The following is a 12,668-nucleotide window of genomic DNA, read 5'->3' on the forward strand; positions in this document are numbered from 1 at the left end:
TCTATTAATGATGACAGAAACAGCAATTATGATCCTAATAAATTATTAAACAATTGCTGATGGCGAATAATCTGTTTTTCTTTGCGTAAACGGCGAGTGGTCACTATCGCATCTAGCTCAGCCAATGCGGCAGTAAAGTTATCATTCACAACCACAAAATCAAACTCATGATAATGGGAAATTTCAGAAACAGCATTGATCATACGTTGTTCAATGACCTCAGATGAGTCTTGTCCCCGTTCAGTTAAACGTCTTTTTAGTTCTTCTTTTGAAGGCGGAGCAACAAAAATGGTCGCGGTATCGGGTATTTGTGCTTTGACCTGCCGTGCTCCTTGCCAATCAATATCCAGGAAAACATCTATACCTTGTCGCAGAGTTTGCTCTATGACGACCTTAGAAGTGCCATAATAATGACCAAATACTTCTGCATGTTCAAAAAAGGCACCTTGCTCAATCAGTGACTCAAATTCTGTGTGGTCAACAAAATGATAATGCACACCACCAATTTCTCCGGGGCGTGGTGCTCTTGTCGTATGTGAAACAGATACTTGCATAGCATTATCATGGGCATCTGTGGAAGGGTGTTTTTCTAATAGAGCTTTTATTAAGCTAGATTTTCCGGCTCCGGATGGCGCCGCCAAAATAAATAAATTTCCAAGAGTTTGAGGCATTTTTTTATCTTTTAATGATTAATTATTATGTCGCGATTGATTAGCAATGTTAGCATAATCTTATTGTATGCAATATGTCGCAGTGTATTAGTGTTAAACAATCATTTAGTTCCGCAGCCAGATAATCAAACAGGTAAAGCAACATGAACGATAGCCAATATCATCAAATGAGCGATGACTTGTTAATTGACATTGAAGAAATGCTCGACGAGTGTGAAGTCGACATCGATTATGAGTCAGCCAGCAGTATATTAACCATGATCTTTGAGAACGGTACCAAAATCATCATCAATAAACAGCCACCTTTACAGCAATTATGGGTAGCGACTAAGTTTAATGGTCATCATTTTAACTTTCAAGACGAGCAATGGATAGATGAACGTACAGGGGTAGAGTTTTGGTCGTTTTTAGATAACGCGGTGTCTAAGCAAGCTGAGCAAACTATTACCCTTAAAAAATAAGCCATTAACCCAAAGAGATAATGTCCATGAGCGAACAAGCTTTACCTTATGTTGAAGTCAATCCTAAAAGTAAGGCAAAAGCCACAGTCATTTGGCTCCATGGCTTAGGCGATTCTGGTAATGGTTTTGCCCCAATAGTACCTGATCTAAAATTACCTGATGAACTAGGCATTCGGTTTGTTTTCCCCCATGCACCTACGCGCCCAGTGACCATCAACAATGGCATGTCGATGCGTGCTTGGTACGATATTACCAGCCTAGATTTTAATAACAGGGCAGATAGCCAAGGTGTAAAAGAGTCATCAGACTTAGTCGCCGATTTAATTGAAAAAGAAATTGCCCAAGGTATTCCGGCAAATAAAATTGTCTTGGCGGGCTTTTCTCAAGGTGGAGTGATTGCCTTGCATCTAGGCACTCGCTACGAAAAATCCTTGGCCGGTGTTATGTCTATGTCTAGCTATATGAGTGAGCCAGAAAAACTCAGTGATGAAGCGCACGCTGCGAACAAAAATACAGCCATATTTGTTGCCCACGGCACTCACGATGATGTAGTACCAATCTTTATGGGCAATGCGGCGTTTAAAGTGTTAGAAAGCAACGGCTATAAAGTTACTTGGCATGAATATGCCATGCAACACAATGTGTGTATGCAGCAATTAAATGATATTTCAACCTGGTTACAAGAAACTCTCAAGTAAAGCAGAACTTTCTCCATCACCGCGACGACACACTGTGCTGCGGTATTTCAAATACGCTCACGAAAAAAATCGACAATGGTTTTAATTTTGTGAGTGTCTCTAAGTTCGGCTGGGTAGACTGCATATATACTGGCGGGCTGGCTGTACTCGGGTAACACCCGTTGCAACTTGCCCGACGTCACATGTTGATTAATGTCCCAAGCAGAACGCAATAATATTCCGCAACCTGCTAGCGCCCAGTCAACAGCAATCTCGCCATTATTTGTGGAAATTGCATCATTAACACTAATAGATTCTTGCTTACCACGGATGTTCATTTGCCAGACGCCGACTGGATGATCTCGCTCTTTGATGGCGATGCATCGATGTTTGCTGAGCTCTGAGAGACGTTTAGGAATTCCGTTTTTTGCGAGATAACTAGGTGCGGCTACTAGCCATCGCTCATTCTCAGCCAGTTTGCGGGCGATCAAGTGGGGCGCAATTTGGTCGCCAATACGCAAGTCTAAATCAAAGCCTTGTGCCACTGGGTCAATCACTTTATCCAACACTTCGAACCTAATGTGAAGCTCCGGAAAGTTCGCGATAAGTTCACCCATGATGGGACCTACAATTTTGCGGCCAAATCCGAAGCTGCTGCAAACCCGGAAGCGGCCCTTAAGTGTGTTGTCGCCAAGGCCACTTTCTGCCACAAGCCTATCGAGTTTATCTAGCACTTCCGTGGCGAGCCCAAGTAATCGCTCGCCATCGTCAGTCAATGAAACACTGCGCGTTGTGCGATGGAAAAGTTTGAGATGCAGCATAGATTCCAATAAACGCACACGTTTGGAAATAAAAGCAGGTGACATGCCCAGTTCATCGGCGGCTGTGTTGAAGTTGCCAAATCTAGCGACTGCGGTGAATACCAACAAGTCTTGTGGTGCAGGAAGATTGTTCACAGTTTATGTTTAATGAGTTTACATTAGTGACTATTGTTTACTAATGACCATTAAATGTAAAGTAACAGCATTGCAACAACTGTTAATAAAAAACTGGAACTCAGTTTGAATAAATCTCACTACTTAAAAATTGCTTGCCTGCCCGGAGATGGGATTGGTAAAGAAGTTTTGCCTGAAGGGCAACGTGTATTAAACGCCGTAGCAAAAGTGTTTGAATTTGAGATTGAATGGACTGAGTATCCTTGGTCGTGCGAGTACTTCGCCAAACATCGGCAAATGATGCCCGATGACGGCCTAGAGCAACTTCGTCTGCATGATGCAATTTATCTAGGGGCTGTGGGTTTTCCTGGCGTCCCTGACCATATTTCACTGTGGGGATTGTTGCTGCCAATTAGGCGTGAATTTAATCAATATGTGAATCTCAGGCCAATTCGTTTGATGCCAGGTATGACGTCGCCGCTTGTCCGCGCAGTTCCTGGTGATATCGACTTTTTGATTGTCCGAGAGAATACCGAAGGTGAATACTCTGATCAGGGTGAGGTCATATCGCCAGATACTGATGAAGAAACAGTCATCCAGCATTCCGTATTTACACGTAAAGGCGTTGACCGAATTCTGCGCTACGGTTTCGAGACGGCCATGAAACGCCAGCGAAAACTGACGTGGGCCACCAAATCCAATGGTATTTTCATTGCGATGCCATACTGGGATGAGCGAGCTGAAAAAATGTCCGCTGAGTATCCTGATGTCACCACTGAACAGTATCATATCGACATTCTGTCAGCGCATTTCGTTACAAAACCAGAGAAATTTGATGTGGTTGTTGCCTCCAATCTGATGGGCGATATCCTATCTGATCTTGGTGCAGCTTGCACCGGAACTATCGGCGTTGCCCCTTCAGCCAATCTCAACCCAGAAGGCGAATACCCTTCTATGTTTGAACCTGTTCATGGCTCAGCACCGGATATTTATGGCCAGAATATTGCTAATCCAATTGGACAGATTTGGTCAGGTGCGATGATGCTTGAGCATCTCGGACAACATGAGGCATCCAAAGCTGTAATGGTTGCTATCGAGAAAGTCTTGGTCGGTGGTGTGCTCACGCCTGATATGGGAGGCAAGGCCTCTACCCAAGAAGTGGGTAAAGCAATCGCAAATCAAATTTTGCATCAAGGAAACAAATAAAATGCACAAGGTAACGATAATACTCATTATTGTGGGTGTTCAATTCTTGGTAGCGTCTTGCGCTAGATCATTTGATAAAACTACAAATCCAGAGCTTGCGGTCGATAGCTCAGACTGGCCCCAACCGAAAGTGAAACGCTTACAACTTGAAAACCCAACCCATATATTGTTTGTCGGTAACAGCTACCTGTATTACGGAGACAGCGTCCATAATCATGTTCGCAGAATAGCCATCGCGGCGGGCATTCATGATAGCTCCGAAATGAGCTACAAATCAGCCACTATTGGTGGCGCAGCAATCTTTGACCACAATATTGATCACTTACTGAACCCCGAAAACCTTCGCGTTGATAAGCCTTTTGAAGTTGTCATCTTGCAAGGTGGAAGTGCTGCACCACTGTCAGAGAAGAGGCGGGAGCGTTTTATGCAAACCACAAAAGACTTTGCTGCAAAAATTAAGCTAGCCGGTGGTGAGACTGTCCTCTACATGACCCATTCTTACGTAGAACCACATGCTAGATATCGCCCCGGCATGATTAAGGATATTGCGTCTTTGTATGTGGCAGCGGGGAACAAAATTGATGCCTTAGTGATACCCGTTGGTCTTGCTTTCGAAGAAGCCTATCGGCTAAGACCCAATTTGCAACTCCACAAGTCTTTTGATGGCTCACACCCCGATCTTGCCGGCACCTATTTGGCATCTGCAACAGTATTTGCGAGCATCTATGGCATTTCCCCTGTAGGCAATAGTTATGATTACTATGGGGCGATTGATCCACAAACTATGTTATTCCTGCAAACAATTGCGCAGAATACAGTGGCGAAATTCTATGGTCGTAATTGATAATGATCTTTGAAGCAGAGCTAATTCTTTACGAATTAAAAACCCCCGAAACAAATCTGACAATTTGGTTTATCTTACGTGTATTTCGGATATAGGAAAATGTCGGTGCAAAAAAATAAGGGTAAAGATGATAGATAGTCATAGTCCACAGTCCAATGACCCAAACTTAGAAAGTGCAATGCAACAGTTTATTGCACAGACCAAAGCCCAGCAACTAGCGATCTTGAAAAATATGGTTTATAAGGGCGAAGCAGAAGAAATTTTGCAAGAAGCCTATTTAAAAATTTATTTGTTAGTCCAGAAAAACCCCAATAAACAACAGCCATTACAGCAACTAATTTTGCTGAAACCTTTGTTTTATTCTATTGCTAAAAATTTAGCAATCACTATCATTCGCCATCAAAAGGTAGTGAATTCACATTTTCAGGCTAGTGTTAGTGATATGGATGCAAATGAACTTTGGCAATCTCAAAACTCAGAAGATGAGTTAATTAAGCAAGATCAAGAAGCCTTGTTACTTGAAGCGATCAATCACCTGCCACCTATTTGTCGACAGGTATTTGTACAAAGAAAGATACAGGCAAAAAGTCATAGCGAGATTGCGGCTATGTTGGGGATTACCACTAAGACCGTGGAAAACCATTTAAGCAAAGGTCTTATTTTGTGTCGCAATTTTGTACAAAAAGCGCAACAAGTTAAAAACAATAAACTGCGGGTAAATTCGAATTGAATATTGAAGAGTGGTCAGGCTATGAAGTATCAGAAGGTGTGCTTGAACAAGCAGCTAACTGGTTAGCGGTGCTTGATAGTGAAAACCTAGACAATAATCAACAGATTGCATTTTATGACTGGTTACAACAACAGGCGTCACATCAACAAGCTTACTTAGAGCTATCAGAATTGTGGGCTAAAAGTTCCTGCATCAAAAGCATGGAGCATTTAGTGGAGACGTCCAAAGTGCTGCCATTTCCAAGTCACCTACCTAGACCCGAGTTCCAAACCAATATCCCACAAACCACCGCCAGTCCGGCATGGGCCTATTCATTGACTATCGGCCTTATTTTAGTGGGCCTAAGTCTGCCTATCGTTCAAAATATTATTTGATACTAATCGTCAAGTTTTTACTTCTTTGTAAATAAAATGTAAAAAATAGTAGGGGTTTTTCAATTCTCACGCGTTAAGTATGAAAAGAATAACAATTCATTCATCGAGGCAAACACATGACACATTGTTTTACTAAAAATAATACCCATCGATTTACCCCCAAACTTCTTTCTCTCACTATCGCTTCTCTTTTTTCATTGTCGAGCTTTGCCCAAGAGGCCACAACCAATACCAAAGAAGAAGAAGTTGAAAAAATTCAAGTGATCGGCTCCAATATCAAAGGCGGACAAGTAGCTGAGGCCCTAGCGGTTACTGTCATCGGTTCTGAAGTGATAGGTACTTTGGGCATTGATTCCATAGATGACTTGTTACAACTTATTCCTGAAAATGGACAAAATTTTTTTAATGAAGGTGAAAATATTAGTGGCGGCGTGAATTCCGCAAGGGGTGACATAGGCACCTATAACTTACGTAACTTGGGTACTGGTAACACTTTAGTATTACTTAATGGTCGAAGAATGGTCAACTCGGCGTCCTATCAAACTGAAGAAGTGGGCGGTAGTTTTGTGCCGGTCACCTCGGTGAATGTCAATACTATTCCTGTTGTCGGCTTAGATCGAGTGGAAGTGTTGCGCGATGGTGCATCAGCCATCTATGGAGCAGATGCCGTAGCAGGCGTTGTAAACCACGTTATAAAATCTGATTTTGTTGGGTTTACACTCTCAGGCAGATGGGCAGAATATCAACATTTACCCCGAGACCAACAAACCCTCACCCTTGAGTGGGGCAAAGATTTTAATGAAGGTAGAACTAACGTTAGCACCTTTTTCAATTATTTCTCTCGGGACAGAGTCAACTCCCAAGATGATGAACGTTGGGCCAATTCTGATTTTCGGTCACGGGTGCCTGAAGATTCACCGTGGTTTGGTGATACCGGATTTCGTAGGGATTCTGCCAATTCACTATTTGGTCAATATGACTTAGTTAGCAGTGCATCAGGTGCAGGTGTAAGAGATATATTTACTGACGGGAGCGGTGAATTTGAAACTTACCCTATTGGTGATGCACGTTGTGAATACGCACTCAATGCCACTACCTGCGGTGCCATAGATGGCCAAGGGACTAATCGTCTCAACCTAAATGCCGATCGCGACCTCAGTTCAGAACTCTCGCGGTTGAACTTGTTTATGTTTATTAACCATGAATTCGAAAACGGCGTTGAAGCCTTCACTGAAATGTCTTACTACAAGTCAGAAACCAACTTGAGACGCCATGCCAGTGCTTCTTTTTCAACTTCTAAACTCAGAGTGGGTGCAGAAAATTACTATAATCCGTTTGGCCCTTGTGGCTCACCGAACAGGTTAGCGGATGAGAGTATTCCTGATGTGCCATGCAGTGGCCTTGAATTAACTATTGATAATTATCGCTTTGCCGAGCTACCGCGTATTATCGATAACGACGGCGACTCTTACCGTTTCTTACAGGGATTTAGAGGTGAAATGGGTGAGTGGGACTGGGAAACGGCCTTTGCACACTCCAAGGCGACAAAAGATGACGTTACCCGAAACCGGGTATCAAATACCCTGATGGCAGAAGCCTTATTTGATTCCACAGCCGCAGCTTACAACCCTTTTAGTGGTGGAGTGGATTCTAATATTGAGCGTGCTCTGATTGATGTAGTGCGTTTAAGTGAAACGGAATTAACCACTTTTGATGCAAAATTTTCTCATCCTGAAATATTTACTTTGCCTGCTGGCCCTGTCGGTTTTGTAGTAGGAGTTGAATATCGTAACGAGTCATTTGTTGATGACAGAGATGACAGACTGGACGGCACTATTGCTTTCACCGATTATGAAGGTGACACTTATCCTTTCGTATCAGATGTGGTTAACTCAAGCCCGACGCCTGATAACTCAGGCGAACGTGACGTATCTTCATTATTTGCGGAACTTCAAGTCCCTATTCTCAAAACGTTAAACGCTCAGGTGGCACTACGCTATGAGGATTTCTCTGATGTGGGTAACACCACTGTAGGTAAGGTGGCCTTTGGCTGGCGTCCAATAGATATGTTGTTGGTGCGTGGTTCATGGTCAGAAGCGTTTCGAGCGCCTAACCTAGTGACCATCAACGAAAGTATCGTGGCACGTAATAATACTCGAAATGATTTCGCGTGTATCTATGCAGCAGAAAACGGCGGTGATCCTGACCAAGATACGCTTGATTGTAGAAACTCCATACAACGTATTGCTCAAGGTAGTGGTCTTCTAGAACCTGAAGAGTCGACTAATACCTCTGTGGGTCTGGTACTGACCCCTACAGATGATTTCACTATCACCTTCGATTACTGGTCAATAGATAAAGAAAATACTATTGGTTTGTTTGGAGAAGAAAATCATACCGTATTGGATTTATTAGCGCGGATTGAAAATGGCCTAAATAATTGTGATACAGCGCAGTTTAATCCTGCTGTCACACGTCAAGCTCCAGACGATGATCAAACCGCGATATACGAAGCAGCTGGCCTTTGTGCCGGAGGCGATATCCAATTTATAGATGACCAATATGCGAATCTGGATGACCGTAACTTAGCAGGTTATGACATTGGTATTTATTACGACTTACAAACTGAAATCGGCAAGTTCAAGTTCAGTTACAACGGTTCATTCATTGAAAAATTTGAACAAGTGGCGGGTGGTCAAGCGGCGTTACTGGTAGCTGCACAAGAATCTGGTGTGTTGCCAGCTAATATACCTATTGATGGTTTTGCTGATTTAATCGGTCAAGATGGTAACCAAGAAAAACGCCAATCGATGCGGGTTTCATGGCGCAAAGGTGATCTCGCCGCATCTTTGAGTGGTAACAAGATAGGTAGCTTTTATCAAAGTAGGTTAACTCTAGATGATGGTACACTTTATGTCGTACCTTCAATGACCACGTTTAATGCCACCTTTGATTATAACTTTGATGTGAATGACATCAGTACTCGTTTACGTTTAGGCATTCGGAACTTAACCGACGAGCGGGCACCACTTACTAGCAACTACTTCGGATTCTCCTCCGATGCACATCGAGATTTTGGTCGCAGCTATTACATGGACTTCAAAACCAAGTTCTAATATTTTCTTATCCTTACAAGGGCCAGACTTTCTTAGATGATCTGGCCCGCCTCAATCAATAAATTAACTTAAACACAAGGCAGTAAAATGAGTAATAGCTTACCGGATATTACCGATCAACATCGTGCTCGATTCCAAGATATAGGTTTGGTAATGGGACCAGGCGTTTTTGTCTTGATGATGTTATTTGGAGGATCCCAAACCACAATGGAACCTGCGGCATGGCGTGTGGCAGCTGTTGGTTTATGGATGGCCATTTGGTGGGCAACAGAAGCGGTACCTGTGCCGGTTACCGCATTTTTACCGATTGTTGTCTTTCCATTTTTGGGTATTAGTACATTGGCAGAAGCCACAGCATCTTATGCCAATCCGATAATTTACTTGTTCCTCGGTGCGTTTATTTTAGCCCTTGCTGTAGAAAGATGGGATTTACACAAACGTATTGCCTTGGCCATTTTATCCTATACCGGTACTGACGGTAGTCGCTTGATTGGCGGCTTTATGTTGGTTGCTGCATTATTGTCCATGTGGATGACGAACACCTCTACCACTATGATGTTAATGCCCATCGCATTATCTGTGGCTAGAGTGATTGCAGACAACAATACCCACCTGAATCAAGAACAAACCAAATCATTTCAGGTAGCCATGTTACTTGGACTGGCATATGCCGCTACAATAGGTGGTTTAGCCACATTAGTCGGCACCCCACCTAACGCACTCTTAGCCGCGTTTCTAAACGAAAACTATGACATTAAAATCACCTTTGCTAGCTGGATGTTAGTGGGAGTACCCGTGATGTTAGTGATGTTGCCATTGGCTTGGTTATCTCTTACGCGCTGGACCTTTAAAATAGATATTCCGGCTAACCCTGAGGTGAACAAACATTTAGCACAATTAAAGGATGACTTAGGAAAAATGACATCCGCAGAAAAACGTGTGGCTGCTATTTTTGCACTAGTGGTCATATTTTGGATTGTTAGAAGACCTATATCCACATTGCTGAATATCGATTTTTTGACTGACACTGGCATAGTGATGTCAGCAGCCTTGTTATTGTTTTTATTACCCAGTGGCGATAAAAAACAACCGCAAATTATGATTTGGCATGATGTTAATCGACTACCTTGGGGAGTACTTATTTTGTTTGGTGGCGGCTTAAGTTTAGCCGCTGCTGTTTCTTCTTCGGGTCTGGCAGCCTGGTTAGGCAGTAGTCTCACTCCTCTTGGCGCATTTGGCATATTTGCCTTAGTGATTGCCGCCACCGGTTTAGTGATATTTTTAACTGAACTCACCAGCAATGTCGCAACAGCAGCCACCTTTTTACCAGTAGTCGCTGCAGTCGCCCTTGAACTAGGTGTGTCGCCATTATTATTGTGTGTTCCAATTACTTTAGCAGCAAGCTGTGCCTTTATGTTGCCAGTTGCCACACCGCCCAATGCTATTGTATTTGCATCTGGACTTATCAATATCCCGCAGATGGTCCGTGCAGGTGCGGTACTAAACGTGATTGGTATGATATTACTTTCTGCCGTCTCAATTTGGTTAGCACCTTTGGTGTTTTTATGAGGGGGGTTACGTTTTACAAGTTAGCTTTGAAAATTTCCAGTTTTGCGTTTTTACTATTTTTTTCATGTCACAATATTCATGCAAAAGATAACGTCAATAATAGCGATGCCTTTTTTAAGGCCATAGTCGCTCCCAACGTCCAACCCACATCTAACCTAACACGTTTGTTAATACGGGTATTATTTGTGGGTAATAGTTTTAGTTTTTACAACAATGGCATACACAATCATCTTGGCAGTTTGATCCGTTCCTCTGGAGAATGGAAAAGACAACAAAATCGGCTGCGATTATCCACGTTGTCTGGTGGACATATAAGCGAGCACAGTGCCGATTTAGACTCTATATTAAGTGATGCATCTCAAAGTTGGGACGCCATTGTTTTACAGGGGCACAGTAATGAGCCTATTAGCGCCAAAAAAAATAAGGCGTTTGTTTTAGCGACTGCAAAGGCGGTTAAACAAATAAAAGCGAAAGGCATACAACCAATATTGTTTATGACTTGGGGTTATAAAGGTCAGCCCGATATGGGGGCAGATCTTGCCAATGTGTATACTAAATTAGCTAATAAGTTAGAGGTGTTGGTGGTACCAGTAGGTGTTGCTTTTGCTATGGCAGAAACAGAGCTCAGCAATATCGAACTGTTTGTGCCGGATGTGTTAGGTGTTGACCGCGAAAATCAACTTACCTACCGAAAAGACTGGAAACACCCCAGTGAAGCGGGCACTTATTTAGCTGCCTGTGTATTTTATGCAACCTTGTATCAACGCTCCCCCGAGGGCATCATTTTCACTGGGAAATTGGATAAAGCTACCGCTTTGGCCTTGCAAAAACTCAGTTGGAAAGTCACTCAACAGTTTTTTAAAAAGGTTAAATAATGCGATCAATTAGTCATAGAAACACACTGCTGAGCTTATTGTGTTGTTTGTTTAGTGCAAATCTTTATGCAAAGAGCTGTGAGTTTAAAGCCGTGAGTTTTACCACTAGTTTTGAAACGGCCAAGCTCAATAGTTGTGAACAGTTATCCGACAATCATTATTTATTAACCACCGATGCTGAAAATCGCCCGATTAACCCAAGCCCTTGGTATGCCTTTAAAGTTGAACTAAATGAAGCTGCCAAAACCCAGCAAATAAAAATTAGCATTCAAGCAAAACAATCTAAGCCTAGATACCTGCCTAAGATGAGTATCGACAGCAAAACCTGGCAAGACCTACCTTTTGTGATCAAAGACAATCAGATAACGTTTGAACTTACCCTTACCAAAACGTTATTTATTGCAGGGCAAGAAATTATCAATAATGCACAATACCTAAGCTGGATGAGCGAGGTAGCTCAAGCCAGTAGTTTTACCCAGATCAAGCTAGGTAACTCTACTTTAGGTCGGCCCATTGATGGCTTAATTTCGCAAAACGCCAATAATACTGAATGGTTATTGATTTTAGGCCGTCAACATCCACCAGAAGTGACAGGTGCACTAGCGCTGCTTGGTTTTGTTGATGAATTAGCACAAGGCACCCAACTTCAAAAAGCTTTTCTTGAGCGTTTTAATGTACTGATTGTCCCTAATCTGAATCCTGACGGTGTAGCTGCTGGAAACTGGCGGCACAATAGTAAAGGTATTGACCTAAATCGTGACTGGGGGAAATTCACTCAAGTTGAAACAGCCTTGATTAAAGCAAAATTTGATAACCTGCTAACAGGCTCACAACGCATCGTATTTGCTTTGGACTTTCACTCCACTCAACAGGATATATTTTATACTATGCCAACAGATTACACTGTGGCACCCAGCCAATTTTCCAATGACTGGTTGAGTAAAATAAAAACTGAAACGGTTTCGTCTTTTGTTGTTAGGCCCAAGCCAGGTTCAAGCCCCGGGCGAGGGGTGTTTAAGCAATATATTGCAGATAAATATAAGGTACATGCAGTCACATTTGAATTAGGTGACAACACCCAAAGGGAATTAATTAACCACGTTGCCAGCATTGCTGCGCAAACTCTTGTTGAACAAATGCTTGAAACGCCGCCACAAGCCTTTATTTATTCAGCGACTGCACCATAAAATATTAGTCCGGTCATTGCATC

Annotated in this window: 12 protein-coding genes; 10 read left to right on the forward strand and 2 right to left on the reverse strand. The window is 42.7% G+C overall.

What is annotated here, in order from left to right; all coding sequences use genetic code 11:
* Positions 1-26: 26 nt before the first annotated feature.
* Entirely contained in the window at positions 27-671 is a 645-nt protein-coding gene (gene gmk / locus CXF95_RS11945) for a guanylate kinase (protein WP_101198924.1), read from the reverse strand.
* A gap of 143 nt (positions 672-814) precedes the next feature.
* Here gmk and cyaY point away from each other — a divergent pair, with 143 nt between their 5' ends.
* Positions 815-1,132 carry an iron donor protein CyaY gene (gene cyaY / locus CXF95_RS11950; protein WP_101198925.1) on the forward strand — a complete coding sequence of 106 codons (318 nt, stop codon included), beginning with the start codon at positions 815-817 and terminating at the stop codon, positions 1,130-1,132.
* Positions 1,133-1,158: 26 nt separating this feature from the next.
* Entirely contained in the window at positions 1,159-1,830 is a 672-nt protein-coding gene (locus CXF95_RS11955) for an alpha/beta hydrolase (RefSeq protein WP_101198926.1), read from the forward strand.
* Positions 1,831-1,877: 47 nt separating this feature from the next.
* Here the strand turns inward: CXF95_RS11955 and CXF95_RS11960 are convergent, their stop codons facing one another.
* Complete coding sequence (locus CXF95_RS11960; RefSeq protein WP_101198927.1) at positions 1,878-2,765, reverse strand: LysR substrate-binding domain-containing protein; 888 nt, start codon at positions 2,763-2,765, stop codon at positions 1,878-1,880.
* A gap of 105 nt (positions 2,766-2,870) precedes the next feature.
* Between CXF95_RS11960 and CXF95_RS11965 the strand changes: the two genes are divergently transcribed.
* The 8 genes from CXF95_RS11965 (at position 2,871) to CXF95_RS12000 (ending at position 12,645) form a co-directional block, all read left to right on the forward strand.
* A complete protein-coding gene (locus CXF95_RS11965; RefSeq protein WP_101198928.1) occupies positions 2,871-3,950 on the forward strand; it encodes a tartrate dehydrogenase in 1,080 nt (359 codons plus the stop codon).
* Between the two features lies 1 nt (position 3,951).
* Complete coding sequence (locus CXF95_RS11970) at positions 3,952-4,794, forward strand: hypothetical protein (protein WP_101198929.1); 843 nt, start codon at positions 3,952-3,954, stop codon at positions 4,792-4,794.
* A 127-nt stretch (positions 4,795-4,921) separates the two neighbouring features.
* Positions 4,922-5,524, forward strand: a complete 603-nt coding sequence (locus CXF95_RS11975) for an RNA polymerase sigma factor (protein ID WP_101198930.1) — start codon at positions 4,922-4,924, stop codon at positions 5,522-5,524.
* On the forward strand, positions 5,521-5,898 hold the full coding sequence (locus tag CXF95_RS11980; RefSeq protein WP_101198931.1) for a DUF4880 domain-containing protein: 378 nt from the start codon (positions 5,521-5,523) through the stop codon (positions 5,896-5,898). Before CXF95_RS11975 ends, CXF95_RS11980 begins: the two co-directional genes overlap by 4 nt.
* 116 nt (positions 5,899-6,014) lie before the next feature.
* The gene (locus CXF95_RS11985; protein ID WP_101198932.1) at positions 6,015-9,014 is read left to right on the forward strand and encodes a TonB-dependent receptor domain-containing protein; all 3,000 of its coding nucleotides are present in this window, start codon (positions 6,015-6,017) and stop codon (positions 9,012-9,014) included.
* 87 nt (positions 9,015-9,101) lie between these two features.
* Positions 9,102-10,583 (forward strand): DASS family sodium-coupled anion symporter, encoded by a 1,482-nt coding sequence (locus tag CXF95_RS11990; RefSeq protein WP_101198933.1) that lies wholly within the window; start codon positions 9,102-9,104, stop codon positions 10,581-10,583.
* A 26-nt stretch (positions 10,584-10,609) separates the two neighbouring features.
* Positions 10,610-11,458, forward strand: coding sequence for a DUF4886 domain-containing protein (locus CXF95_RS11995; RefSeq protein WP_157828138.1), 849 nt, complete (start codon positions 10,610-10,612; stop codon positions 11,456-11,458).
* Positions 11,458-12,645, forward strand: a complete 1,188-nt coding sequence (locus CXF95_RS12000) for a M14 family metallopeptidase (RefSeq protein ID WP_101198935.1) — start codon at positions 11,458-11,460, stop codon at positions 12,643-12,645. Before CXF95_RS11995 ends, CXF95_RS12000 begins: the two co-directional genes overlap by 1 nt.
* Positions 12,646-12,668 lie beyond the last annotated feature (23 nt).

It is taken from the genome of Paraglaciecola sp. MB-3u-78 (assembly GCF_002835935.1).
In the GTDB taxonomy this organism is placed as follows: domain Bacteria; phylum Pseudomonadota; class Gammaproteobacteria; order Enterobacterales; family Alteromonadaceae; genus Paraglaciecola.